A 24,126-nucleotide genomic window follows, 5' to 3' on the forward strand; every position below is an offset into this window, starting at 1 on the left:
CATGTTGTCGGTGACCGGCCTGTCGAAGAGCTTCCCCGGCGTGAAGGCCCTGTCCCTCGTGGACTTCACGGCCCGCGCCGGGGAGGTGCACGCACTCATCGGGGAGAACGGCGCGGGCAAGTCGACCCTCATCAAGGTCCTCACCGGCGTCTACCGGCCCGACGAGGGCGAGGTGACGTACGACGGCGCCCCGGTCAGTTTCGCCACACCGCTCCAGGCGCAGCACGCGGGAATCTCCACCATCTACCAGGAGGTCAACCTCGTTCCGCTGATGAGCGTGGCCCGCAACCTCTTCCTCGGCCGCGAACCCCGCAACCGCTTCGGCCTGATCGACTTCCGGCGCATGCACCGGGAGGCCGACGAGGCCCTGCGCGAACTCGGCCTGCGCGTCGACGTCCGCCGTCCGCTGCGCGAACTGGGCGTCGGCGCCCAGCAGATGGTGGCCCTGGCCCGTGCCGTCTCGGTCGACGCCCGTGTGGTCGTCATGGACGAACCGACCTCCTCGCTCGAACCGCGCGAGGTGCGGACCCTGTTCGGGGTGATCCGGATGCTGCGCGAGCGGGGCATCGCGGTGATCTACGTCAGCCACCGGCTCGACGAGCTGTACGAGATCTGCGACGCCGTCACCGTGCTGCGCGACGGCAAGGTGGTGCACACGGGCCGCATCGCCGACCTCGACCGGCTCAGGCTCGTGGCGCTGATGCTGGGACGGGAGATCGCGGACGTACGACAGGACGGTCTGACCAGGTTCTCGGGCGGCCATGAGACCACGGCCGAACCCGTGCTGCTGGCAGAGGAACTGACGATACGTCACCAACTGGACAGGGTGTCGGTGTCCGTGCGTCCCGGCGAGGTGGTGGGGCTCGGCGGGCTGCTCGGCTCGGGCCGCACCGAGACGGCCAAGGCCATCGCGGGCGCGCTGCCCACCGACTCGGGGCGGGTGACGGTGGCGGGCGTCCGCGTGCGCACCGGCTCGACCCCGGCCGCGATCCGGGCCGGCATCAGCCTGCTGCCCGAGGACCGCAAGGCCGAGGGCATCGTGCCGGGCCTCTCGGTCCGCGAGAACATCGCGCTCGCCGCGCTGCCCGGCCTCTCCCGCTTCGGCCTGGTAGACGAGTCACGGATCGACCGGATCGTGGAGACCTTCATGGAGCGGCTGCGGATCAAGGCCGCCGGTCCGCATCAGAAGGTGGGCGAACTGTCCGGCGGCAACCAGCAGAAGGTCCTGCTGGCCCGCTGGCTGGCCATGCGCCCCAAGGTCCTGCTCCTCGACGAGCCGACCCGGGGCATCGACGTCGGCGCCAAGGCGGAGGTGCAGAAACTGATCGACGAACTGGCCGACGACGGACTCGGTGTCCTCCTCATCTCCTCGGACCCCGAGGAACTGATCGAGGGCAGCGACCGGGTGATCGTCCTCAAGGACGGCGCGGTCGTCGAGGAGCTGACCGGCGACGCCGTCACCGAGGACCGGCTGATGCGGGCCATCGCCGCGGCCGCACCCACCGCGAAACCCGAGGGCACGGAAGCCGGCCCGGGAGGCCACGATGACTGACCTGACGCTGGGCCGGGTGACCGCCGACCGCGACCGTCTGCTGCACCTGCTCCAGGAGTACGGCGTCTATCTGGGCGTCGTGGTCCTCCTGCTGGTGAACACCGTCCTGACCCCGCACTTCCTGTCCACCGAGAACTTCCGCACCCAGGCGGTCCAGGTCTCCCCGGTCCTGATCGTGGCGCTCGGCATGGCCCTGGCGATCGGCAGCGAGGGCGTCGACCTCGCGGTGGGCTCGGTCATGGCCCTGTCCACCTCGCTGCTGGCCCTCTACCTCGGCTACGGGCCCGGCGTCGCGATCCTCATCGCCCTGGTCGGCGGCGCCGTGATCGGTGTCGCGGGCGGATCGCTGATCGCGTTCGTCGGCGTCCAGCCGATCGTCGCCACGCTCGCCCTGATGGTCGCCGGACGGGGACTCGCCCTGGTGCTCCTCCCCCAGCTCAAGGACGTCCGCGACCCCGCCATGGCGGACCTCGGCTCCGGCGCCGTCCTGGGCATCCCGTATCTCGTACTGATCGCCGTCGCCCTCGCGCTGCTCGTCGCCTTCGTCGTGCGCCGCACCACCTTCGGACGGCAGCTCCTGGCCATCGGGGACAGCCGCCCGGCGGCCCGGCTCGCCGGACTGCCGGTACGCCGCGTCCTCGTCCTGGTGTACGTCTGCTCGGGCGTCCTCGCGGCCGTCGCGGGCGTGCTGGCCACCGCCCGCCTCAGCGCGAGCGACTCGTCCTCGCTCGGCAACCTGATGGAACTGTCCGCGATCACCGCGGTCGTCGTCGGCGGCACCCCGCTCAGCGGCGGCCGGGTCCGCATCGGCGGCACGGTCGCCGGCGCCGTCCTCATCCAGTTGCTCACCACCACGCTCATCAAGCACGATCTGCCGCCGTCGTGGACCCAGATCGCCCAGGCCGTGGTGATCGTCCTCGCCGTCTACGCGGCACGGGAACGGGGAAAGCGATGACGACCCACGTGGACACTCCGGTGCGCCCGAAGAAGACGGCCGAGGAGGAACCGTCCGGCACCGGCCGCTCCGAGCGGATCAGCGCGCTCGCCCAGCAGCACGGCGCCCTGGTCACCCTGATCGTCGCGATGATCGCAGCGTCGATCGGCTTCGACACCTTCCTCACCGGCGACAACCTGGAGAACATGGCGCTCTCCTCGGCGTTCCTCGCCGTGGTCGCGCTCGGCATGACCTTCGTGATCGTCACCGGCGGCATCGATCTGTCGGTGGGCTCGCTCTTCGCGCTCGGCGGCGTACTGGCGGCCTGGGGATCCCAGTACGGAACGGTCGTCGCGCTCCTGCTGCCGCTGGCCGTCTGCGGGGTGATCGGACTGGTCAACGGCCTGCTGATCGCCCGTTCGCGACTGGCGCCGTTCATCGTCACCCTGGCCGCGATGCTGGGCGCCCGGGGCATCCTGCTGTCCATCACCGACGAGGGCTCGAAGACCTATCTCGTGGACAAGGGGTCGCCGTTCGCGAAGCTCGGCCAGGGCGCGCTGCTCGGTATCGGCGTGCCCGTCTGGATCACCGTCGCGCTGTTCGTGCTCGGCGCGGTCGTGCTCCGGCGCACCCGGTTCGGCCAGTACGTGTACGCGGTCGGCGGGAACGAGGACGCGGCGGCGCTGATGGGTGCCCCCGTGGCCCGTACGAAGATCGGCGTCTACACCCTCTCCGGACTGTGCGCCGGGCTCGCCGGAGCGCTCAACGCGGCCTGGCTGGGGTCGGGCGTGACGATCCTCGGTTCCGGCATGGAACTGGAGGCGATCTCCGCGGTCGTCATCGGCGGCACCCTGCTCACCGGCGGGTTCGGCTTCATCAGCGGCTCGTTGGTGGGGGTGCTGCTGCTGAAGGTCATCCAGAACGTCATCAACCAGATCGGCTCACTCGACTCGGCCTACCAACAGGTCGTCAGCGGAGCCTTCCTGGCGGTCGTGGTCATCGCGCAGACCTGGCTGGGACGCAGACGCCGGGTGCTGTGAGGCGCGCGGTGCGGCCCGAGGGCGTGCCCGGACGCGGAAGACCCGCACCGTGCGGTGCGGGTCTTCCGTGGCGATGCCGTCCTGCGCGTCCGTGGCTATCGCCGGGTCCGATCGGTCCCGGCGCTGCATCCGGTCACCTCCACGTCCTGACCGGATGCCACCCGCGTACGCGCTGAACGGGTTTGCTCCCAGGCGTTGTTCAGCGCTGGAAGGGGCTCTGGGCGCGGTGGTGGTCGCCCTGGCCGCGGTTGATGGGGAGCTGGACACGGTGGTCACCCTGGCCGCGGTGGATGGGGAGCTGAACGCGGTGGTCGCCCGGACCACGGTGGTCACCACGGTGGTCGCCGCGGTGGTCACCGCGGTGGTCACCACGGTGGTCACCGCGGTGGTCACCGCGGTGGTCACCGCGGTGGTCGCCGCGGTCGTGGCCACGGTGGTCACCGCGGTCGTGGCCACGGTGGTCGTCGTAGTGCCGGCCCCAGGAGACGCTGTCGACGAAGCGGCCGCGCGCGGTCGTCAGCGTGGCGGTGTCGGAGCGGTTGTCCCACACCTCGGCGCGGCGGTCCTGGAAGAGGTCACGGTCGGTGTCACGGCCGTAGCCGGTGTGGACACGGACCGTGGACCGGCCGGCGAGCCGGTAGTGGTTGAAGGTGTAGCGGTTGCCGTCCTCGTCGGACAGTGTCCAGCCGTTCAGGTTCACACCCTCACGGGCCGTGTTGGTGATTTCCACCCACTCCGCGTTCAGGGAACGGCGGGAGCGGTCGTCAAAGCCCGGCGCGTCGCTCTGCACCCTGCTGATGTCGACGTGCGTGCGCTCGAAGCGCGGCTCCGCGGCGGAGGCGGACACGGCGGCCGTGCCGACCAGCGTGCCGGCCGCGAGCGCCGCGGCCACCAGCCGGCGGACCGTGACAGACGTGGAAACGGACATGAATGCTCCTCAAAGTTCGAGAGGCGGCACGCACCGCGACAGTGCCCTCTACGGGGAACCGCACGGTGCGACCCTGTGCGAGTCCCGGCCCGGTGGCCGAGGACTCATAAGTTCCTCCTCGTCCCGGCCCGGTACGAGCGACACCCGAGCGCTGTTACCGATTGAGAACATTTCGGTTACAGACGCCTGTAATGGGCCTTTAACATGAGCAAGCCGACGACGGGTGATTTGTCGGCGCCAACTCCCTTACTCCTGAAGCTTCCAGACGATATTCGGGCATCTCGCGGATCCCCGCACCTCAGGCCTCCTTCACCCGAAAGTGAGTAACACCCTTCCGGTCCGTCACGACCATCCGGGGCGGCGTCACGCCCCTTCGGTTCTCCCTGACAACGCCTCAGGAGCGAGAAGGGCATGGGGGCTCCACCGCCTGGCCCCCTCTTCGGAACCGGTCCGGAACCCGGCCGCGGCGAGATGGCCCTCCTCGCCGCGGCCGGACCCGCACGGCGCGGGGCCCAGGAGCGACCGCGCCGCCGGGAGGGGTGTCGTCGAGCGGGTCCCGCGCGGGTCTCCGCTCAGGTGTCCAGCCGGACCGGCATCAGCAGGGAGAACGTGCTCTCGTCGTCGGGGCGCCGGATCGCGACGGGCGCGGTGGGGGCGCCGACCTCCAGGACGAGTCGCTCCCGGGCTCCTGCGGCGAGCGCGTGCAGCAGGAACTCGCGGTTGACGGCGACCTGGTCCTGGTCACCGTCACCGTCCTCGCAGAGAGTCACGGCGCCGTCGGCCGTCACCTTGAGCACGCTGAGAGCGGGGCCCGCCTCGCCCTGTCCGCGTACCTCGCTCGTGCGGACGGGACCGTTCTCCACCGCCTTCCGGAACACCGCCACGTCGACGAGGGCACGCCGGCCGGCCGGCAGCTGGACGAGACGACGGTAGTCGGGGAAGTCGTGGTCGACGCGACTGCCGGCCGCCTGCCGGTCGCCGCTCTCCAGCGTCACGCGGTCACCGTCCACGGCGAGTCGGACGGTTTCCTCGTCGCCGAGCAGGGCCCGCATCGCGTCGGCCAGCGGGGACGGCACGATGACCTGGGCGCGGGGCCCGGCATGCCCGTCGGCGCCGGCCCGCGCCACGGCCATCCGGTACCGGTCGGTGGCCACGACGTGAAGTGTCCCGCCGTCGATGTCGAACAGGACTCCGCCGAGCATCGGCAGCTCCGGGTCGGTGCCGGCGGCGAAGCGGACCGCGTCCAGCGCCGCGGCGAGCTCCGGTGCGGAGACGGCCAGGCGGGTGTCGGCGGTACGGGGCGATGACATGGGTTTCTCCCTGCGTTCGAGAAGGGCTCGGAGCGTGGAGAACTCGCCGCGGGCATCGGAGAGGCCCGCCTCGAGACGGCGCACATGCGCCTGAAGGAGCTTCCGTACGAGGCCGGTGTCCGCGCTGGACCAGCCCGCGAGCACCAGCCGGATGTCCGCCAACGGCATGCCGGCCCGGCGCAACCGGGCCAGCAGCCGGGCTTCCTCGAGCTGCCCGGGGTCGTACCAGCGGTAGCCGCTCACCGGATCCACCCAGGCGGGCACCAGCACCCCCGCACGATCGTAGAACCGCAGGGCACTCACACCCAGGCCGCTGTCCCGGGCCATTTCACCGATGCTGCGCATCTCGCTCTCCACACCCGGAACCCTGGGCCCTCGACCAGGTCGAGGGTCAACCTCGGTGGGTCCGGCCCTCCCGTCCGCTCCTCCGCCGGTCCCCGGCGACCCGCCGCGCCGGTCCCGGGCAGGTCCTCATGACGTCCCGGACGGATCCGCGTGCCCGCGGTCCCGGTCAGGCCGGGCAGTCGGCCGTTCTGCCGACCGTGCCCCAGCGCATCATCAGGTAGCCGGAGGCGCCCACCTCCGCCACCGCGTACCGGGAGTACGGCCAGGCGCCTCCCGCGCTGTCCTTCTGCTTCACGAGGGCCCGGCAGGCCTCGCCCGCAGTCATGGCCGCCCAGGTCTCGGCCTGCCCCTGGTTCCACGCGACGTAGTCCGACCACACGTACATCGTCGAACCACCGGGATCGAAGCCCACCTTGAGCTCCTCGTTGCCGAGGAGCCGATCGGTGCCGAGGGTCGCGCGCATGCCGTTGGTCCGCTCGATGATCTTCCTGGCGGCACGGTCCGCGACCCTGATCTCGTCGCCGTCGGTGCTGGGGACCATGGCCTGGCCGAGCCCTTCCTCGTCCGGCTCCCAGTCCTGTTCGGTGTCAACCGCGTCCGTGTCCTCGTCGGCGGACGACGTGCACCGCGTGTCGGTGCGGAAGTCGTCGTCCCAGGTCACCTGGGGGCCGCCGGCCGTCGTCTCCCGCACCAGGACATAGGTGCGGTAGGGGAGTTCCGGGTGCACGCCCAGCACGACGTCCCTCAGCGTCCGGCACATCAGACCGGCGACCTCCGTCTCCGCGTACATCACCCCCTGCTCGTCGGAGGACAGCCGGTACGAGAGGTAGACCTCCCGGCGCGACGGGTGGAACCTCACCGTCTTCGGGGAGAGGACGACGCCGTCGCCGAGTTCCTGGACGAGGACGTTCTGGTCGTGCAGCACGGCGCGGGCGACGTCGTGCTCCCCCTCGCCCTGCGCCGTCCGTGCCTCGGCCCAGCTCTCCGGGCCGGCCCCGGCGTCGCTCGCGGCCCGGTCCCGCTTCGCCACCGCACTCGCCTTCGTGCTCGGCGCGGACGACCTCCCGGACGTGGCCGAGGAGGAGAGGCTGGTGGAGGCCGTGGCGGAGGTCCGATGTCTGTCGCCGTCCGGTTTGTTCGGCATCAGAGCCACCACTCCACCGGCCAGGCCCCCGATGACCGCCGCCGCGACGACCACCACGCCCGCCCAGGGGCGTCGCGGGCGGCTCGTCGGCGCCGGCCACACGGGGTCGTTCCCGGTGGGGATGGACCAGACGGCCGTGACCATGTCCTCGGCCCGCGTGAACAGCGTTTCCGCCCGCACCACTTGGGTGACCTCGGCGGCCAGGAGTTCCACGCACTCCTGGGCGGCGTCGGCGGCGTACGGGCGGTCCCCGGGTTCCTTGGCCAGGGCCCGCAGGACGATCTCGCGCAGGGGCGCGGGCACGCCGTCGAGGTCCGGATCGCCCGACATCACACGGAAGGCGACCACGTCGGGCGCTCCGGTGCCGAACGGCGTCCTGCCGGTGGCCGCGTAGGCCACGAGCGCGCCCCAGGCGAACAGGTCGCCCTCGGGTCCGGTGGCCCCCGTGCGGTACTGCTCGGGACTGATCCAGCCCGGGGTCCCGGTCATGACGCCGGTACGGGTGACGCTGGTGCCGTCGGCGGCGTGCGCGATCCCGAAGTCGAGGACGTGGGGGCCGGTGGGCGTGAGGATGACGTTCTGCGGCTTCACGTCACGGTGCGCCACGCCGACCGTGTGGACGGCGGCCAGCGCCTGCGCGGTGGCCGCCGCGAAGGCGTACAGACTCGCTCCGGTGAGCGGGCCGTGGGCCAGCACGTGTTCGTTGAGCGTCGGCCCGGGGACGTACGCGGTGGCCAGCCACGGGTTCACCGCGTTCGCGTCGGCTGTGAGCAGCGGGACCAGGTAGGGACCGGTGACGCGGGAGGACAGTTCCACCTCGCGCTTGAAACGGGCCCTGAACTCCGGTACTTGGGCCTGCGCGGGATGAATCACCTTCACCGCCACACGCATTCCGTCGGAGGCGACTCCGGCGTGGACGGTACCCATGCCCCCGGCGCCGAGGCGACCGATGATCCGATACGGACCTATGCGGGAGGGGTCGCCGGCATGAGCCGGCTGGACTCTTCCGGAGGAGCCGTTTTCGCTCACAGATGGTTCCTTCGTGCGGACTGAGTGCCTGAGCAGTCAGCGATGTGACGGGTCGTCGCGGATCAGTCGCGGGCCCCGGTAGGCCCTTTGGGTGACTTCCCGTCCGGATGCTATGCCCTGTCCTGCCTCCTGGGTAGAGAAAACCCCTGCCCAGCGGTGGTGCGCCCGGTCCTGCGGCGCCCGATGCCGGACACCGCGCGAGCGGGCCCCGGGGTGGCGGCGCCCGCTCGCGTCGCCGCCACCCGCGAGTGTGTTCGTCCCCTCCACAGGGCGAGGAGGGGCGGGTCCACGAGCGTCGTGCTGCCCGTGGCCGGGTCCCGGCCGACAATGGACGTACGGCGGGGACGGCCCCGGGGAGGCGCCGGGGAAGGAACGCGCATGCCGAAGCGGCCCCTGTCCCCCGGTCGCGCACGGGCCGCGCGGCAGTCGGCGCGGGTCACGGCCGCGGCGGCGGCGGGCTTCTATCCGGCCCTGTACCTCCTGGACCGGCCGGTCGTCGCGATCTACGCCCTCTTCGCGCCGATCTCGCTCGGTGTCCTCTCCCCCGTCCCCGGGGGCGGCCGGGACCGGGCTCGCACCGTCCTGTTCGCGCTGCCGGTCGCCGCCGCGCTGACAGCGCTCGGCACCGCTCTCGCCGTGACGACCGGCTCCGCGGTGGCGGGGACGCTGCTGGTCGGGTTCGGCGTCTCCTTCGCCGCCGCGTACGGACCGGCTCCGGCGAGCGTGGTCCCCGGACTGCTGCTCTTCTACGTGCTGGCGTGCTTCCCGCCGTACGCGCCGGACACCTTGCCGCAGCGGCTCTGCGGGCTGCTCGCCGGGGGTGCCCTGCTGATCCTGTGCGAGCTGCTGATCCTGCCCACCCCGTCCACCCCGTCCTACCGCGCGCGGGTCGCCGAGGCCCTGGACCTCGCGGCCGCCTCGGCACTCTCGGCGGCGCGAGGACACCACCACGCGCCCGAGACCGCGCGGCGGTTGCGCGAGGAGGGACAGGACCTGCGTCTGTCGCGGGCGCCGCCGGCTTCGCGTCCCACCGGGGCGGGCCGCACCGCGCGCGGGCTGGCCCAGGGCGGAGCCGCGACGCGGCGTGTGCTGGAGCAGCTCGCCCGGATGGCCGAGCAGCCGCATGCCGCGCGGGCCGCCGATCCGCCCTCCGCGGAACTGCTGCGAGGGGTGGCGGCCGGGTGCGCCGCGACGGCGGACGCCCTGCGGGGTGCGCGTGCCGTTCCGGGACCCGAGGCCCTGGAGGAGATGACCGCCGACTTCATGGCCGTACGCGGACATCCGGCCGGTACACGTGCGGAGGTGTCCCAGGCGCTGTTGGAGTACCGGTCCGGCGTCCTGGCCGCGGCCGCGTCGGCCGTGACCGTCCAGACGGCGGTCGCCGTGGCGCTCGGTGGTCGCCGTGCCGTGCCGGGCCTGCCCCGCGAGCAGTTCTGGTACGCGGAGCCGTCCGCGGCACGGCTCCTGGCGCTGCGGCTGACCGGCAACCTCACCCTGCGCTCGGTCCTGTTCCAGAACGCCGTCCGCACCGCTCTCGGGCTCGGCGCGGCCCGCCTCGTGGCCGGAGCCCTGGACCTCTCGCACGGCTTCTGGGTCCTGCTGGCCGTGCTGACGCTGGCGCGTACGAGGGCGGGCGCGACCTGGGCCACGGTGCGTTCGGCGGCGGTCGGCACCCTTGTGGGTTCGCTGGCCGCCGGAGTGCTGCTGTTCGAGGCGGGCGGTGCGGTCGACGTGTACGCCGCCGTGCTGGTGCCGGCCATGTTCGTGGCCTTCTCCGTGGGCCCGGTCGCGGGTCCGGCCTGGGCGCAGGGGCTGTTCACCCTGGTGGTCTCCGCCGCCTTCAGTCAGCTCGCTCCGGCCGGCTGGCGGCTGGCGGAAGCTCGGCTGCTCGACGTCCTGACGGGCTGCGCGATCGGGTTGGTGTGCGGCGTGCTCGCCTGGCCCGCCGGTGCCCGCGCCGAGGTCCGACGCGGTGTGGCGGAGCTGTTGCGCGCGGTGGCACCCCTGGCGCGGCTCACCGTGCTGGCCACGGTGCGCGCTCACGGCGATCCGGGGCCCGGGCGCGCCGCCGCCGAGGAGGCCCTGCGGGTGACCCGGCACCGGCTCCGCATCGCGGAGGCCGCCTACGCCCAGTACCGGACGGAGGGTGGCGGGGCCCTCCCCGACGGCGGACCGGACTGGCACTCGGCACTCGTCTGCGCCCATCACGTGGTGGTCGGATCGCACTGGCTGCCCCGGTGGGAGTACCGTCCGGCGCCGCCCGACGCCGTCCGGTGGGCGCGGGAGTCGGCCGGGCAGCTGGCCGCGGCGATGGACCGGGCGGCGGCGTTCCCGTCCGGCGGTGTGCGGGCACGCCCGGCGCCCCTTCCGCCCGAGGTCGTCGCGACCAGTCCGGCCGGTCTGCGGCCCGTGCTGGTCGACATCGACGGCTGGCTCCAGAGCCTGGCCGCCGAGCTGACGGCGATCGCCGGGAGCGGGAGCGGTCCGGACGAGCCGCTCCCGGCCGAGAGACGCGGCACGGACACCGGCGGCCACCCGCGTTCGGACACCGCGCCACCGGCCGGTTCACGCCGTCCGGACACGCCGGACGCGCCGGACTCCGATCCGCGTCCGTCCGAGGGCGGACCCTCACGCGATCATCGCTGATCCCCGTCCGCGCGTTCCCTCCGCCGAGGGCGGGCGAACGGGGAGTCTCCCGGACACTTCACGGGCAGGCCGAGGGACTCCGCCGCACTGCCAGGTGAACATGGCCCGGCCGAAACGCCGTTCGGCGAGATCCTCCGGACGGATCAGCAAGTAGAGGGCGCCGCCCCCCGTCATGTCGGCGGCGGTCCGGTGGCAGCGGCCGCCTCATGGGCGGGGGCTGTTCAGCGTTCTTGAGGGACGGGCCGAAGGTGCGGCGGCTGGCCGCGTTCCCTCCTGCCCCGCGTGCCCTCCGGCGTACCCGAACGCCTCAGCCACTCCCGGTAGGCCGGAGCCTGCCGAGCCGCCTCCCAGTAGGCCGCCTCCAACTCGTCGTATCCGAGGTCGAGTTCGGCCTCCGTACGAGCGGCGAGCAGCAGGCGCACCCCGATGGGGTCGCCCTGCAGGGGGCGGACGACGACATCGGACCGCGGGCGGGCGGTGGGCTGGCTGACCGTGACCACCTCGCCGGTGGCGGCGAGGGAGTACGCGGTGAGGTAGTCGCCGTGCAACATGTCGGGTTCGAGTCCCGCCTCGCGCAGGACCCGGCCCAGGGCTTCCCATTCGCCGTCGACCGTGGAGTCCACCATCCAGTGGTCGTCGGCCAGGTCGGCGAGCCGTACCTCGTCCCGTTCCGCCGCCGGATGGTCGGCGGCGAGCGTGACGAACTGCGGTTCGCGTTCGACCAGCACCCGCAGGGACAGCCCGGAGGGGACGCACAGGGGGCTGCCCTCCACCTCGTGCACGAAGGCGAGTTCCAGCCAGCCCCCGGCGACCATGCGCAGCAGGGAGTTCGCCGACACGTCCATCCTCAGGGTGGGTTCGGTCCGGGGAACACGGGAGCGCAGCCGGCGCAGCCAGCCGGGCAGGGCACGGCTGGCCGTGGCGCCGATGCGCAGGCTGCTCCCGTCCGCCGCCCGGGCCACCGCGGCCCTCGTCTCCGTGACGATCGCGGCGAGTTCGGCGACGAGCGGTCTGGCGCGGCTGAGAACGGCGTGGCCCAGCGGTGTGGGTCGGCAGCCCGTCCCCGCGCGGACGAAGAGCTGGCCACCGAGGGACTGCTCGATGCGGCGCAGCTGGGTGCTCAACGAGGGCTGCGCCACGCCGAGTTCACGGGCAGCCTTGTGCAGACTGCCCGTGTCGGCGATGGCGCACAGGGCACGTAAGTGCCTCACCTCGAGCTCCATGCGGGAAGGGTAGGGGGACGCGGAGCGGCGCACCAGATGTTCAATTCGCGACGAAGCCTGACGAGTCGGCCTCCTGATAGCTCCGCGCTATCCCCGATTGCCATCATCCGCCGCCCCCACGGCCTGCCCGAGACTCCTGCTGAACCGATCGTTCACCACCCCACACGAACGAGTAGGAGCCCCACACATGCTGTCCTCCCGTACGAAGTCGAAGGCCTCCAGGAGACTCCTGGCCCTCACGCTCGGCCTCGGTCTGGCCTCCGCCGCGCTGGGCACCGCGGTTCCGGCGAGCGCCAAGTCGGCCGACACCGCAGCGGCCGGTTCGACCACCGCCGCGGCCGCCCGGTTCACGGGCTCGGCGGAAGAGGCCGCCGGCAACGCGGCGTTCTTCGACGCCGTACTGAAGTCGGTCGCCAAGAAGCAGGCGGCCAACCCGTCGCTGGCGTCGGTGACGGTCTACTACAACGCCTCCCAGGCGCCGACCTTCCGCTCGCAGATATCGAGTTCCACCTCGATCTGGAACAGCTCGGTGTCGAACGTCAAGCTCCAGGCGACAACGGGCAGCGCGGACTTCACCTACCGCGAGGGCAACGACTCACGCGGGTCCTTCGCCTCCACGAACGGCCACGGCAGGGGCTACATCTTCCTCGACTACGCGCAGAACCGGCAGTACGACTCGGTCCGTGTGACCGCGCACGAGACCGGTCACGTGCTGGGTCTGCCGGACCACTACAGCGGCCCGTGCAGCGAGTTGATGTCGGGCGGCGGCCCGGGCACGTCCTGCACCAACCGCTACCCGAACGCGACCGAGCGCTCCCGCGTCAACCAGCTCTGGGTCAACGGCCTCGCGAAGGCCGTCGCGGAACTGAACAAGGCTCACTGACCGGTCACGCGGCGCACGACGCGCCGCACGGTCCCGCCGAGCCGGTGCGGGCCGTGGCTCGACGCCGCGGCCCGCACCACGCTCCTCCCGGCGCGAAGCCCGGTCCGGCCCGTCGCGCGGCGACGGGCCGGACCGGGGTCGGCGGCCGGAGAACCGGCAGTCCGGCCCGGGACCCGGTCCGACGGCGTCGGTCAGGGCTGACGCCCGATGAAGGCGAGCAGCCGGGTCTGCACGTCGGCGCTCTCCGCGACCTCGACCCGGGGCCCGTACTGCCCGCTCTTCCGCAGCACCTCGTCGAGCGGCAGCATCCCGTCGAGCATCCGGGCGCACCGGTCGGGGTCGAGACCCTCCTCCTGGCCGCTGGCCCGCGCCAGGTCCCAGGTGTGCATGAAGACGTCGGCGGTGTAGAAGCGGTCGACCGCCTGGTCCAGCGGGACCTCACCGATGTGCGGGTTCGACAGTGTCTTGCGCGCCGTGTCCGGATCGTCCAGGAGGGCCTGCACTCCGTCGCTGTGCACCGTCCACGCCGCGACGGGATCGTCGTCCACCGACGGCCCCTTCGGCAGTTCGACTCCGGCTCCGGCCTTCAGGAAGTCCGGGAACCACTCGACGAGATGGCGCACGACATCGCGGGCGACCCACCCTTCGCACGGCGCGGGGTCGTCCCAGGCACCGGTGCGCACTCCGCGCACCCGGTCCGTGAAGATCCCGGCGACGGTGCGGTGTTCATCGGCTGCGCTCGTCATGGTCTCAAGCCTTCCGTGTCGGTGACTGGTCGGTCCGCGCTGCCGCGGTGGCGCTGTCGAGCAGTTCGTCGAGCCGCTCGTGGCCTTCGCTGACACCGCGTCGCATACCGCTTCTGATCATCGAGTCGCGGGCCTCGATGGAGTACATGAGGGATGTGGTGGTGACCCGGGTGCGACCGCCGAGGTCCTCGAAGAGGGTCGTCTCCAGGCTGACGCCGTCCGGGTGGCCGTCGAAGGCGAAGGTCTGCACGATGCGCTCGTCCCGCCGCACCTCGTGGAAGACCCCGCGGAAGCCGTACTCGGTCCCGTCGTCCTCGCGATGCACATAGCGGTACGAGCCGCCGCTGTGCGCCTCGTACGCGTCGATCCGCATGGTCAGGCGGCGCGGGCCGAGCCACTGGACGACGAGTTCGGGGTCGGTGTAGGCCCTGAACACGCGCTCCGGGGAGGCCTCGAACTCCCGGGTGATGACGATGGTGGGCAGTGCCGGGTCGGCGACGATCCGTGTCTCGTCGCGACGGTCCGCCCTCGCGGTGCTCATGATGCCGTCCTCTTCGTCGCGGTGTCTGGCACCGACTGTTCCTTCATCCGATCGAGGACGGCGTCGAGCCGGAGGAAACGGTCCTCGGCCTCGCGGCGGTAGCGCTCGATCCATCGCGTCATCAGGTCGAGGACCTCACCCTCGAGGTGACAGGGCCGGCGTTGCGCGTCCCTGGTGCGGCTGACCAGTCCGGCGTCCTCCAGCACCCTGATGTGCTTGGACACCGCCTGAACGGTCACTTCGTAGGGCTCGGCCAGTTCGTTGACCGTGGCGTCCCCCGTGGCCAGCCGGGCCACGATGTCGCGCCGGGTCGGGTCGGCCAGAGCGGAGAACACCCGGGACAGCCGGTCGTCGGACACCTCTCACCTCACGTATTCAACCAGTAGGTTGAATAACCGTACGGCCGGACTCGCGTCGTTGTCAACCGATCGGTTGAATACCGCCGCGGGGCCGGCCGGACGCCGCCCGGGTGAGCGCTTCGCGGGGTACCGCCTCCGCCGTCACGGAGGCGTCCGCGCCGGACCGTGGACCACCGGCGAGGGCGTACGCCTCGTGGTGCCGCGCCGTCCGCGCGCGGCGACGGAGGCCATCGATCGGGCCGTACTCCGGGCATCCCGCTGACACGGCCGCACCCCGCGTGACAGGGTCGGCGGTGATCGGGGACGGCGGCGGCGAAGGGGACTCCCGTGGACGCAGGAACGTGGGCCACGCTGGTCGGCTCGATGAAGAGCGCCTACGCCCACGGCGTGGGTGAGGGCGCGGTGCCCCGGCCGGTCATCATGCCGCTGGTCCGGGGTGAACTGGTCGGACTGGTCTGGGTCCGCCCGACCGAGCCCGGCGCGGACACCCTCACCGGCATCGCGGCGCTGTCGAACATCGCCGCGGCGGCCTGCGCGGACGAGGTCGTGCTCGCCTGGGAGACGCATGAGGTGGCCACCACGGGCCGGCTGCCCGCCGTCGGTCCCGCCCCCTGTCTGAACATGGTCCACGCCACCCCGGACGGTCATGTGCTGCACCGGTTCCCCTACCGCGTGGAGTCCCCGGCGGGCGACTCCGGGGGCAAGGCCGTCGTCGACTGGGAGCCCGCTCCCGAGCCCCGGCCGGACGGTGAACTCCCGCCTCCCATCAGGGCCGCCGTCGACTACGCCTTCACCCCGATGGACCTGGACCACCCCAACGTCTTCGGGGTCACCGTCGTCCTGATGGAGGAGGAGGGCTACACCGTGCGCCTGACCGAGTCCCTCGACCACTGAGCACGGCGACGCCGCGCGGAGTGTGAACGGCCGCCGTCCCCCGTGTCGGCCCTGTGACAGTCATCGGACGAATGGCGTCCTGTGCCGCGCCGCCGGACCTCGCGCCCTCTAAAGTCTGAGCAATGCGCGGCAAGCCCACGCGCCCTCAGCGGGCGGTCCGGGATCGCACACAGGAGGAACCTTGTCCGGTCAGTTCGAGGCGACAACCGAGATCAACCGCCCCGTCGAGGAAGTCTTCGCCTTCCTCGCCGCCGGCACGAACGACCCGAAGTTCAGCCCCAGGGTGCAGTCGATCGCGAAGACGCCGGACGGTCCGACGGCCGTGGGCACGATCTTCACCAGCACGGTCAAGGACGCCGGCATGAAGTCGGGCCGGAAGTTCCGGATCACCGAGTTCGAGCCGCCCCACCGGATCCGCTGGGCGGAGGTCTCCAAGAACATCGTGACGGCCGACGAGGGCGGCTACGACCTCGAGTCGACCGGCGCCAGCTCCACCCGCGTCAGGATCTTCAACGTCCTGTCCGGTCACGGCATCGGCAAGCTCCTGGTGGGCTTCGCGCTGAGCGCCGCCCGGAAGGACGCGGACGCCTTCGGCGGACGGATCAAGGCAGCCGTCGAGGCTTCCTGAGGGGCCCGGGCGCCTGCCCGTCGCCCCCGGCACCGTCGCGCCCGGCCGTCGGGGGCCGCCTCCACGCCTCACCTGTACGGCTTCCGCCCCGGGCGGTCCGTGCGTCTCCGCCCTGGGCGCCGGGCCCAGGGCGGTCGCGCCAGGGGGTCACGTTCGCGTCCGTCAGTCGATGCAGAACTCGTTGCCCTCGATGTCCTGCATCACGATGCAGGACTCGTTCTCCTCATCGGCGAGCAGGGTCCGCTGGTGTACGGCGCCGAGCGCGACCAGACGTGCGCACTCGGCCTCGAGCGTGGCGAGGCGCTCGTCACCCACGAGCCCGGTGCCGACCCGCACATCGAGGTGCACCCGGTTCTTGACGACCTTGCCCTCGGGAACCCGCTGAAAATACAGCCGCGGACCCTCACCCGAGGGATCGACCGCGACGAACCCCGCGCCCTGTCGCTCGGGCGGCAGCGACCGGGTGTAGTCGTCCCAAGTGGCGAACCCCTCCGGCGGTGGCGGTATGACGTACCCCAGGATCTCGCACCAGAAGCGAGCGACGCGCTCGGGTTCCCCACAGTCGAAGGTGACTTGGAATTTCTTGATCGATGCCATCGCTCCACCATAGTGGCGCGTGCCGCGCCCGGGGACATGGATTTCATCCCGTCGTCGCGGACCGGGGTCACACATGACATACGCCGGTGGCACGGCGAACCCTCGCGTCCGGTCTTCGAGACCTTCCCGATCCAACATGTCTTTCTCGCAACCGATATGACATGTCATCAAGCGGGCTGGTCAGCGGCGGACCGTCGCGGTCAGGCGTTCCAGTGCCGCCCGGGCGGGTGGGCCCCAGGTGGGTTTGCCGCCGGGGCGGCCATGGACGCCGGCGTCTCCGACGAGGATGCAGGCGAGGGCGCGCAGCGCGGCCCAGCCGCGGGCTCGCCGCAGGGTCGCGGCGTCCGGGGTGGGTCGGTAGACCTCATGGAAGCGGCCGGAGGCGCCGTCCGGCAACAGGGTCCAGGCGGCGGCGAGGTCACCGGCGGGATCACCCGCGCACAGGTCGCCGAAGTCGATCACACCGCAGAAGGTGCCGTCCGCGACGAGGATGTTGGCGGGATGCAGGTCGCCGTGGAGCCACACCGGCGGGCCCGCCCAGTCGGGTGCGGCCGCGGCGTCCTCCCAGACCGCCCGGACGGCGTCCGGGTCGGGGATCAGCTCCAGTTCGGTGACCTCGGCGAGCATCCTGGCGAACGCCTCGGCGTGCTCGGCCGGCGGCCCCCCGCGGTGGCGGCCGGCGGGCGCCCCGGTGGGAGCGGGCCGGTGGAGCGCCGTCAGGAAGTCGGCCAGGGTCTCGGCCGCTTCCTCGGCGCGTGTGACGGGGACGCGGTCGGCGGGTTCGCCCGGTACCCAGGTGGTGACGATCCACGGCCGCGGAAACCGCTCGGAGGGCTCGCCGATGCGCTGCGGGACGGGAACCGGGAGCGGAAGGTGCGGAGCGAGCGCCGGCAGCCAGGCGTACTCCTTGCGCAGCAGCGCGTCCGCCGAGGGTGTCGCCCAGGGCAGCCGGACGGCGAGGTCGTCGCCGAGCCGCCACAGTTGGTTGTCCCAGCCGCGCGCGCCGAGTTCCACGGGATGATCGGCCAGGTCGGGGTGCTGGTCACGCAGCAGGTCCCGGACCAGCTCCGCCGTGATCTCGCTCTCGGCAGGGGACATGGGGAGCAACAGTAGTCCAAGGGTGATCCGGCTTCCTCGCCGATCCCTCGTCGCGTGCGGTGAACTCCGAACACCGCACGGCCCGTTCGGGCCCCCCGGATCACCACCGCTCCGTCACGGTGGACACGCGGGGCGGCCACCCCTACGGCTCCTTCGCCCCGGACGGTGCGGACGGCTCGGCGGGGTGGGCCGGTGGAGCGCGCAGGTGAGGCGGTGAGGGGCCGGAGGGCTCCGGTTCGGGGTCGGGACGCAGTTCGCGGATCACGGACCAGACGACCGACACCATCGGTACGGCGACGACGGCACCGACCACCCCGGCCAGGATGCTGCCCGCGATGACGGAGAGGGCCACGACCACGGGATGCAGGCGCACCGCCCAGCTCATGACGAGCGGATGCAGTACGTGCCCCTCCAGTTGGCCGATGACGACGATCAGCGCCAGCACCACGAGCGCGATGACGGGCCCCCGGGTGGCCAGCGCGACGACGGTGGCCACGCCCAGCGCGACGGGCGAGCCCACCAGGGGGATGAACGCCGCGAAGAACTCCAGCAGGGTGAGCGGCAACGCCAGCGGGACGCGCAGCACCGAGAGGGCGATCCCGACGAGGACGGCGTTGGTGGCCGCCACGATGATGATGCCGCGCGTGTACCCGGCGAAGGTCCGCCAGGCCACTCTCCCGGCGCGGTCCAGCGGGTCCCGCGCGCCCAGGGGCGTCAACGCCTGGAACCAGCGCCAGAACCTGTCCCCGGAGCGGATGAAGAACAGTGAGCAGAACAGGGCGAGCACCAGGCCGGTGACGAACTCCACCGCCCGGCCGGCACCGCTGAGGGCGCTGCTGATGAGTACGGACCGGTGGTCGGAGACGAAGGCGACCGCCTTGCCCTGGAGACCGGACAGCACGGCGTGGCTCAGATGGAAGGGGGAGCCCTCCAGCCATCGCTCGATCCGCCCCAGTCCCCCGGCGAACTCATGGCCGAGGCTCCCCGACTCGCCCGCCACAACGCGGCCGACCAGGGCCATCACGCCGAGAACCAGCAGCAGGCTGGCCATGACGCTCACCACCACGGCCACGGTCCTCGGCATGTGACGTGCCAGCAGATCGGCGAACGGGCGCAGCACCGCCGTCACGACGAGCGCGAGGAACAGGGCCACGGCGACCAGTTGCAACCTGCCCAGGAAGGCGAAGACGACGTACACGGCCACGCCGACGACGAGCAGCCGCCACGCGTACGCGGCCGACACCCGCAGCCCGTGCCCCACCGTCGCGTTCTCGTGGTGTCCGGCGTCACGGCTCCCGGGGGCGCCCGCCGTACGCGCCCGCGCCACCGCCCAGGCGCCACGCGCGGAACGGTTCCCCACGACGTACCGCATCCGTCGTCCGCCGCGACCGGCGCCGGGCAGGCCCTGCCGTCGGCGGGAGCGACGTGATCCGGCGTTCACCTGTGTGCCACCGTCCTCCCGCCGTCGTACCGCTCGCCGTGTCGTCCCCGGAGGGGACCGTCGTGCGACGCCGTGGGGACGGGCCACCGGGTCCGGGCCGCCGATCACACGGGCGTCCTGGTCAGCGTGGTGTCGCGCACCGGCCCCCGCAACCCGGTGACACCTTCGGCCGATCGGCCGGGACCTCTCCGGTAACGGCGGCGCACGTCCCTCAGCAGGCAGCGCCGTTGGTGTCATGTGCGATGTTTCATCCTATATTGACCCTGTGATCAAGCGGCTTGATCTACTCGACACCGCTGAGGACGACATCACGGAGAGCGAGGTCCTCCGGCTCGCTCTCCAGCACTCCGTCGCGGAGCTGGGCTGCGCCGGGGGTGCCGTCTACCTGCGGGGCCCCATGTCGGCCCTGCGCCTGGTCTCCTCCACCGGGCTGCCGTCGTCGCTCACGCGGGCCTGGGAGATCGTCGACCAGGAGGGGCCCACGGCGACGGCCCGCGCCGTGCGCTCGGGCGAGCCCGTGTGGGTGGCCGCGCTGCCCTCGGACCTGGCCGAACCCGCCTCGCCGGTGCACGCGCGGTCCGGCTGGATCGCCGTACCCCTGATCGACGGGAACCGCGCCATCGGTGCGATCGCCTGTCTCGCCGGGGGCAACGAGGAGCCGACGCCCGCGCAGTGGACGTTCCTCACCTCGGTCGCCGGATGGACCATGGACCGCCTGCGGAGGATTCCGGCTCCCGCGCGGCTGCGCACCGACCTCGAAGCCACTCCGGTCGGCTCCTGGGAGTGGGACGTGCGCACCGGCGAACTGCTGTGGGACGAGGCGGCCATGAAGGTCTACCAGACCGATCCGGCCGCGTTCGTGCCCGCCGTCGAGAGCTGGATGAAGGTGGTGCACCCCGACGACCTGCCGAGCGTCCTGGCGGCGGCCGAACGCACCATTCGGACGCACGCGCCCTTCGAGGCCGAGTACCGGGTCAGGGGCGACGACGGGAGCTACACCTGGACACGGGCGTCCGGTCATGTCGTCCTCGACGACCAGGGCCAGGTGACCCGCATCATCGGCAAGGGGTGGGCGAGCGAGGCCGCGCGCTCCACCCGCGACGCGCTGAGCGGCGCGCTGCGGCACATGAGTGACGCCTTCCTGTCCGTGGACGACGGCTGGCGCATCACGTTCGCCAATCTGGAGGCGGAGCACGTTCTCGGTTCGGAGGGAGATCAGCTCTTCGGACGCGACCTGTGGGGCCTTCCCGCGCTGCGCCGGACGCCCGGTCTGGAGGAGCGGTGCCGACGCGGCGCCGAGGGGTCCGTCGCCGTCGGCTTCGACGTCACGCTGGCCGACACCGGTCGCTGTTACGACCTGCGGCTCGTCCCCGTGCCCAGCGGGCTCACCCTGTACTTCACCGACGTCACCGACCGGCGCCGCCGTGAGGCCGAGCAGGTGGCGGCGATCCGCTCCGCGGCCGAACGGGCGAGCCGGACCGCGGAACTGACCACGCAGCTCGCGGCGGCGACCACGTCGCAGGACGTCGTGCGGGCGGTGGCCCAGCGGGTCCTGCCGCCGTTCGACGCCCAGGGACTGCTGGTGCTGGTCATCGAGGAGCAGCGGCTGGTGCACCTCGGGTCCGTCGGATACCCGGGCTCCTTTCTCCGGCACATGGGCGGAGCGCACGGCAGGGTGCTGTCCGACACCGATCCCGCCGGGCAGGCGGTCCTGACGGGCGAGCCGCGTTTCTGCTCGTCACGCGAGGAATGGGTCTCGGCCTTCCCCGAGGGCGCTGCCCGGCCGCCGACCGACAAGGAGGCGTGGGCCTTCCTCCCGTTGACGGCCTCCGGCCACACCTTCGGCGTGTGCGTCATCTCCTTCGACACCGCGCGGCGCCTGTCGTCCGAGGAACGTACGCTCCTCATCACGATCAGCGCGCTCGTGGCGCACGCCCTGGAGCGGGCCCGGCTCCACGAAGCCGAACTCACCCGTTCCCGCGAACTCCAGCGGGCCCTGCTGCCCCGGCGGCTGCCCACCGTGCCAGAGGTCACCGCGGCCGCGCGGTACCTGCCGGCCGGGGAGACCTCCGACGTGGGCGGTGACTGGTACGACCTGATTCCGCTGTCCGCCGGCCAGGTGGCCCTGGTCGTCGGCGACGTGATGGGCCACGGCCTGCCCGAGGCCGCGACCATGGGACGGCTGCGCACGGCGCTGCACACGCTGGCCGCCCTGGAACTGCCGCCCGACGAGATCATGGGCCACCTCAACGACATCGTCGGCGGCCTCGGCGACCACGCGTACGCGACGTGCCTGTACGCGCTCTACGACTCGACCGACGGGTCGTGCACCGTGGTACGGGCGGGACATCCGCCGCCGCTCGTCGTCCGGCCCGACGGCAGCGCCTACTTCCCCGAGGTCGCGGTCAATCCTCCGCTGGGGGCCGCGGCCCCTCCGTTCGAGGCGACGAGGCTGCGGCTGTCGGCGGACAGTCTCCTGGTCCTCTTCACCGACGGACTCGTGGAGTCACCGCACCAGGACATCGACCAGGGCATGGCCCGGCTCGCCGATCTGCTCCCCCGTACCGCCTGCTGCCCGGATCTGGAGGACCTGTGCGACAGGGTCACCAGGGGCCTGCTGCCGGGGGGACAGCCCACCTCCGACGACGCCGCCCTCCTGATCGCGCGTCTGCACACCGTGGCCGACCGACAGATGGCCTCCTGGGACCTGCCGGACGGACCCAGGGCGGCGGGCGAGGCCCGTCGCCACGTACGGGAACAACTCGCCCGCTGGCAGCTGGACGACCTGGTCATGACGACGGAGCTGCTGGCCAGCGAGCTCGTCGGGAACGTCGTCCGGCATGCCAGGGGCCCCATCGGGCTGAGGCTGCTGTGCAGCGGATCGCTCGTCTGCGAGGTGTCCGACGCGAGCCCGACCATGCCCCGCATCCGGCGCGCCTCGGAGACGGACGAGGGGGGCCGGGGACTCCAGCTCGTCAACGCCCTGTGCGAACGCTGGGGCAGCCGGTACACCACGCGGGGCAAGGCCATCTGGACCGAACAGGCCCTTCCCGGTCCGGAGGACCGACCCGCCGCCGACCGGTCCGGGGCAGCGTCTCAGGACTTCCCGAGCCGGTCGTAGCGGCCCAGGACCCGGGGGCGCCCTTCAAATGATCCGCGTCCCGGCCGGACCGGTCCTCGACGCGCCATGAACGCCCCCCGTTCGCATGGGTGTTCCTCCGGAGGAGCCTGGCGACCATGCCTCGGGGCACTACGGATGGCGCCTTCCGTTTCCCGCACGCGAGACCCGATCAGCCGTCAGTTCTTCTTGAGTTCCTCGGCGAGCATCACGAGGATGCCGCTGGGACCGCGGAGGTACGTGAGTTTGTAGACGTCCTCGTAGGTCGCCACGCCGCGGAGCGGACGGCATCCGTGCCGTGCGGCGATCTCAAGGGCTCCGTCGATGTCGTCGACGGAGAAGGCGACGCGGTGCATGCCGATGTCGTTGGGACGGGTGGGCTGCGACTCGATCGCCTCGGGGTGGATGTACTCGAAGAGTTCGAGGCGTCCGTGACCGTCCGGCGTCCGGAGCATCGCGATCTTGGCGTGGTTGCCGTCGAGGCCGACGGCGGTGTCGGTCCACTCACCGCTGACCGTGTCGCGGCCGACGACCGTGAGGCCGAGGTCGGTGAAGAAGGCGATCGTCGCCTCGAGGTCGCGGACGGCGATGCCGACGTTCTCAAGTCTGATGGCCATGCCCCGCATGCTACCGAGTGGGCCGGTCGACGGCCCGCGGGAGCCGCCGGGTCAACTCCGCGCGAACTCCAGGAGGTCGGCGTTGAAGATCTCGGCGTACCTGGGCACCATGGCCAGGCCGTGGGGCGCGCCGGGGTACACCTTGTAGACCGCGTCCTTGACGAGTTTCGAGGACTTGTCGCCGGAGGCCACGATGGGAACGATCTGGTCGTCGTCGCCGTGCACGATGAGCGTGGGTACGTCGATCTTCTTGAGGTCCTCGGTGAGGTCGGTCTCGGAGAACGCCTTGACGCAGTCGTAGGCGCCCTTGACGCCCACGGTCATGCCCCAGAGCCAGAACTCGTCCCGGGTGCCCTGGGTGACCGTCGATCCGTCGCGGTTGGCGCCGTAGAACGGGGCGCTGAGGTCCCGGTAGAACTGCGAACGGTCCGTCTCCACCCCCCTGCGGATCTCGTCGAAGACGTCGATCGGCAGTCCTTCGGGGTTGGCCTCGGTCTTGAGCATGAGCGGCGGGATCGCGCCGACCAGGACCGCCTTGGCCACCCGGCCGGAGCCGTGCCGGCCGATGTAGCGCGTGACCTCGCCGCCGCCGGTCGAGTGGCCGACCAGGACGACGTCCTGGAGGTCCAGGGCCTCGATGACCGCCGCCAGGTCGTCGGCGTACGTGTCGAGGTCGTTGCCCTCCCAGGGCTGGCCGGAGCGTCCGCCACCGCGCCGGTCGTGGGCGACGGCGCGGAAGCCGTTGTCCGCCATCACCTTCATCTGGGGGTCCCAGGCGTCCGCGGTCAGTGGCCAGCCGTGGGAGAAGACGACGGGGCGGCCCGATCCCCAGTCCTTGTAGAAGATCTGTGTGCCGTCCTTGGCGGTGGCGAAGGGCATGTGGGGTTCCTCTCGAAACTGGTCCGGAATTCCACGCTTCACGCGCTCGGGTGCCCGCGCCGGGATCGGAACGCCGCATGCCGCGCCAGGAACCGGCGACGGACGGGGCGACGGGGCGGTCGGCGGTGAAACGACCGGTATGAGCACGTCGCCCGACTCACTCTAACCGGGGGG

21 protein-coding genes are annotated in these 24,126 nt (G+C 72.0%); 8 read left to right on the forward strand and 13 right to left on the reverse strand.

What is annotated here, in order from left to right:
- Position 1 precedes the first annotated feature (1 nt).
- Genes ACFYW7_RS07090 through ACFYW7_RS07100 form a run of 3 tightly spaced genes read left to right on the forward strand, consistent with a single transcriptional unit; the run spans position 2 to position 3,526 of the window.
- The gene (locus ACFYW7_RS07090) at positions 2-1,552 is read left to right on the forward strand and encodes a sugar ABC transporter ATP-binding protein (protein WP_389498874.1); all 1,551 of its coding nucleotides are present in this window, start codon (positions 2-4) and stop codon (positions 1,550-1,552) included.
- The gene (locus tag ACFYW7_RS07095) at positions 1,545-2,507 is read left to right on the forward strand and encodes an ABC transporter permease (protein WP_389498876.1); all 963 of its coding nucleotides are present in this window, start codon (positions 1,545-1,547) and stop codon (positions 2,505-2,507) included. The genes ACFYW7_RS07090 and ACFYW7_RS07095 overlap by 8 nt, the downstream gene beginning before the upstream one ends.
- Entirely contained in the window at positions 2,504-3,526 is a 1,023-nt protein-coding gene (locus tag ACFYW7_RS07100) for an ABC transporter permease (RefSeq protein ID WP_389498878.1), read from the forward strand. Before ACFYW7_RS07095 ends, ACFYW7_RS07100 begins: the two co-directional genes overlap by 4 nt.
- Positions 3,527-3,725: 199 nt before the next feature.
- Here the strand turns inward: ACFYW7_RS07100 and ACFYW7_RS07105 are convergent, their stop codons facing one another.
- The 3 genes from ACFYW7_RS07105 to ACFYW7_RS07115 all read right to left on the reverse strand — a co-directional run bounded on the left by ACFYW7_RS07105 (position 3,726) and on the right by ACFYW7_RS07115 (position 8,180).
- Complete coding sequence (locus tag ACFYW7_RS07105; protein WP_389498880.1) at positions 3,726-4,454, reverse strand: lamin tail domain-containing protein; 729 nt, start codon at positions 4,452-4,454, stop codon at positions 3,726-3,728.
- Between the two features lie 572 nt (positions 4,455-5,026).
- Positions 5,027-6,109, reverse strand: a complete 1,083-nt coding sequence (locus ACFYW7_RS07110) for a MerR family transcriptional regulator (RefSeq protein WP_389498882.1) — start codon at positions 6,107-6,109, stop codon at positions 5,027-5,029.
- Between the two features lie 166 nt (positions 6,110-6,275).
- Complete coding sequence (locus ACFYW7_RS07115; protein WP_389498884.1) at positions 6,276-8,180, reverse strand: serine/threonine-protein kinase; 1,905 nt, start codon at positions 8,178-8,180, stop codon at positions 6,276-6,278.
- 480 nt (positions 8,181-8,660) lie between these two features.
- Here ACFYW7_RS07115 and ACFYW7_RS07120 point away from each other — a divergent pair, with 480 nt between their 5' ends.
- The gene (locus ACFYW7_RS07120; RefSeq protein WP_389498886.1) at positions 8,661-10,928 is read left to right on the forward strand and encodes an FUSC family protein; all 2,268 of its coding nucleotides are present in this window, start codon (positions 8,661-8,663) and stop codon (positions 10,926-10,928) included.
- Here ACFYW7_RS07120 and ACFYW7_RS07125 read toward each other — a convergent pair.
- Both ACFYW7_RS07125 and ACFYW7_RS07130 read right to left on the reverse strand, forming a co-directional pair.
- The gene (locus ACFYW7_RS07125; protein WP_389498888.1) at positions 10,911-11,102 is read right to left on the reverse strand and encodes a DUF1963 domain-containing protein; all 192 of its coding nucleotides are present in this window, start codon (positions 11,100-11,102) and stop codon (positions 10,911-10,913) included. The two genes, ACFYW7_RS07120 and ACFYW7_RS07125, sit on opposite strands and share 18 nt — an antisense overlap.
- Before the next feature lie 47 nt (positions 11,103-11,149).
- Positions 11,150-12,151: a LysR family transcriptional regulator gene (locus ACFYW7_RS07130; protein WP_389498890.1), complete on the reverse strand. Its 1,002-nt coding sequence runs from the start codon at positions 12,149-12,151 to the stop codon at positions 11,150-11,152.
- A 187-nt stretch (positions 12,152-12,338) separates the two neighbouring features.
- On the opposite strand from ACFYW7_RS07130, the gene snpA reads away from it, so the two are divergent.
- Positions 12,339-13,034: a snapalysin gene (snpA, locus tag ACFYW7_RS07135; protein ID WP_389498892.1), complete on the forward strand. Its 696-nt coding sequence runs from the start codon at positions 12,339-12,341 to the stop codon at positions 13,032-13,034.
- Between the two features lie 191 nt (positions 13,035-13,225).
- Here the strand turns inward: snpA and ACFYW7_RS07140 are convergent, their stop codons facing one another.
- From ACFYW7_RS07140 to ACFYW7_RS07150, 3 genes are read right to left on the reverse strand one after another with little or no spacing between them, the layout of a single operon-like run.
- Positions 13,226-13,780, reverse strand: coding sequence for a TIGR03086 family metal-binding protein (locus tag ACFYW7_RS07140; RefSeq protein ID WP_389498894.1), 555 nt, complete (start codon positions 13,778-13,780; stop codon positions 13,226-13,228).
- Between the two features lie 4 nt (positions 13,781-13,784).
- Positions 13,785-14,321, reverse strand: a complete 537-nt coding sequence (locus ACFYW7_RS07145) for an SRPBCC family protein (RefSeq protein WP_389498896.1) — start codon at positions 14,319-14,321, stop codon at positions 13,785-13,787.
- Positions 14,318-14,680, reverse strand: coding sequence for an ArsR/SmtB family transcription factor (locus tag ACFYW7_RS07150; RefSeq protein ID WP_389498898.1), 363 nt, complete (start codon positions 14,678-14,680; stop codon positions 14,318-14,320). Before ACFYW7_RS07150 ends, ACFYW7_RS07145 begins: the two co-directional genes overlap by 4 nt.
- A 327-nt stretch (positions 14,681-15,007) precedes the next feature.
- Here ACFYW7_RS07150 and ACFYW7_RS07155 point away from each other — a divergent pair, with 327 nt between their 5' ends.
- Positions 15,008-15,574: a hypothetical protein gene (locus ACFYW7_RS07155; protein WP_389498900.1), complete on the forward strand. Its 567-nt coding sequence runs from the start codon at positions 15,008-15,010 to the stop codon at positions 15,572-15,574.
- 181 nt (positions 15,575-15,755) lie between these two features.
- A complete protein-coding gene (locus ACFYW7_RS07160; RefSeq protein WP_389498902.1) occupies positions 15,756-16,202 on the forward strand; it encodes an SRPBCC family protein in 447 nt (148 codons plus the stop codon).
- 162 nt (positions 16,203-16,364) lie between these two features.
- Here ACFYW7_RS07160 and ACFYW7_RS07165 read toward each other — a convergent pair whose 3' ends face one another.
- The 3 genes from ACFYW7_RS07165 to ACFYW7_RS07175 all read right to left on the reverse strand — a co-directional run bounded on the left by ACFYW7_RS07165 (position 16,365) and on the right by ACFYW7_RS07175 (position 19,269).
- Positions 16,365-16,799, reverse strand: a complete 435-nt coding sequence (locus ACFYW7_RS07165; RefSeq protein WP_389498904.1) for a VOC family protein — start codon at positions 16,797-16,799, stop codon at positions 16,365-16,367.
- 180 nt (positions 16,800-16,979) lie between these two features.
- A complete protein-coding gene (locus ACFYW7_RS07170; RefSeq protein ID WP_389498906.1) occupies positions 16,980-17,897 on the reverse strand; it encodes an aminoglycoside phosphotransferase family protein in 918 nt (305 codons plus the stop codon).
- A gap of 142 nt (positions 17,898-18,039) precedes the next feature.
- Positions 18,040-19,269 carry an AI-2E family transporter gene (locus tag ACFYW7_RS07175; RefSeq protein ID WP_389498908.1) on the reverse strand — a complete coding sequence of 410 codons (1,230 nt, stop codon included), beginning with the start codon at positions 19,267-19,269 and terminating at the stop codon, positions 18,040-18,042.
- A gap of 334 nt (positions 19,270-19,603) precedes the next feature.
- On the opposite strand from ACFYW7_RS07175, the gene ACFYW7_RS07180 reads away from it, so the two are divergent.
- Positions 19,604-22,459, forward strand: a complete 2,856-nt coding sequence (locus tag ACFYW7_RS07180) for a SpoIIE family protein phosphatase (RefSeq protein WP_389498910.1) — start codon at positions 19,604-19,606, stop codon at positions 22,457-22,459.
- Positions 22,460-22,635: 176 nt separating this feature from the next.
- Here ACFYW7_RS07180 and ACFYW7_RS07185 read toward each other — a convergent pair whose 3' ends face one another.
- Together ACFYW7_RS07185 and ACFYW7_RS07190 are read right to left on the reverse strand one after the other, a co-directional pair.
- The gene (locus tag ACFYW7_RS07185; RefSeq protein ID WP_389498912.1) at positions 22,636-23,073 is read right to left on the reverse strand and encodes a VOC family protein; all 438 of its coding nucleotides are present in this window, start codon (positions 23,071-23,073) and stop codon (positions 22,636-22,638) included.
- A gap of 51 nt (positions 23,074-23,124) precedes the next feature.
- Positions 23,125-23,952: an alpha/beta fold hydrolase gene (locus tag ACFYW7_RS07190; RefSeq protein ID WP_389498914.1), complete on the reverse strand. Its 828-nt coding sequence runs from the start codon at positions 23,950-23,952 to the stop codon at positions 23,125-23,127.
- Between the last annotated feature and the right edge of the window lie 174 nt (positions 23,953-24,126).

This window comes from Streptomyces sp. NPDC002580, from assembly GCF_042889485.1.
In the GTDB taxonomy this organism is placed as follows: domain Bacteria; phylum Actinomycetota; class Actinomycetes; order Streptomycetales; family Streptomycetaceae; genus Streptomyces.

Bases quoted from the DNA above. Each gene is read 5' to 3' on its own strand.
- ACFYW7_RS07090 (WP_389498874.1), top strand. From the start codon at position 2: ATGTTGTCGGTGACCGGCCTGTCGAAGAGCTTCCCCGGCGTGAAGGCC.
- ACFYW7_RS07095 (WP_389498876.1), top strand. From the start codon at position 1,545: ATGACTGACCTGACGCTGGGCCGGGTGACCGCCGACCGCGACCGTCTG.
- ACFYW7_RS07100 (WP_389498878.1), top strand. From the start codon at position 2,504: ATGACGACCCACGTGGACACTCCGGTGCGCCCGAAGAAGACGGCCGAG.
- ACFYW7_RS07105 (WP_389498880.1), bottom strand. From the start codon at position 4,454: ATGTCCGTTTCCACGTCTGTCACGGTCCGCCGGCTGGTGGCCGCGGCG.
- ACFYW7_RS07110 (WP_389498882.1), bottom strand. From the start codon at position 6,109: ATGCGCAGCATCGGTGAAATGGCCCGGGACAGCGGCCTGGGTGTGAGT.
- ACFYW7_RS07115 (WP_389498884.1), bottom strand. From the start codon at position 8,180: ATGGGTACCGTCCACGCCGGAGTCGCCTCCGACGGAATGCGTGTGGCG.
- ACFYW7_RS07120 (WP_389498886.1), top strand. From the start codon at position 8,661: ATGCCGAAGCGGCCCCTGTCCCCCGGTCGCGCACGGGCCGCGCGGCAG.
- ACFYW7_RS07125 (WP_389498888.1), bottom strand. From the start codon at position 11,102: ATGACGGGGGGCGGCGCCCTCTACTTGCTGATCCGTCCGGAGGATCTC.
- ACFYW7_RS07130 (WP_389498890.1), bottom strand. From the start codon at position 12,151: ATGGAGCTCGAGGTGAGGCACTTACGTGCCCTGTGCGCCATCGCCGAC.
- snpA (WP_389498892.1), top strand. From the start codon at position 12,339: ATGCTGTCCTCCCGTACGAAGTCGAAGGCCTCCAGGAGACTCCTGGCC.
- ACFYW7_RS07140 (WP_389498894.1), bottom strand. From the start codon at position 13,780: ATGACGAGCGCAGCCGATGAACACCGCACCGTCGCCGGGATCTTCACG.
- ACFYW7_RS07145 (WP_389498896.1), bottom strand. From the start codon at position 14,321: ATGAGCACCGCGAGGGCGGACCGTCGCGACGAGACACGGATCGTCGCC.
- ACFYW7_RS07165 (WP_389498904.1), bottom strand. From the start codon at position 16,799: ATGGCATCGATCAAGAAATTCCAAGTCACCTTCGACTGTGGGGAACCC.
- ACFYW7_RS07170 (WP_389498906.1), bottom strand. From the start codon at position 17,897: ATGTCCCCTGCCGAGAGCGAGATCACGGCGGAGCTGGTCCGGGACCTG.
- ACFYW7_RS07175 (WP_389498908.1), bottom strand. From the start codon at position 19,269: ATGCGGTACGTCGTGGGGAACCGTTCCGCGCGTGGCGCCTGGGCGGTG.
- ACFYW7_RS07185 (WP_389498912.1), bottom strand. From the start codon at position 23,073: ATGGCCATCAGACTTGAGAACGTCGGCATCGCCGTCCGCGACCTCGAG.
- ACFYW7_RS07190 (WP_389498914.1), bottom strand. From the start codon at position 23,952: ATGCCCTTCGCCACCGCCAAGGACGGCACACAGATCTTCTACAAGGAC.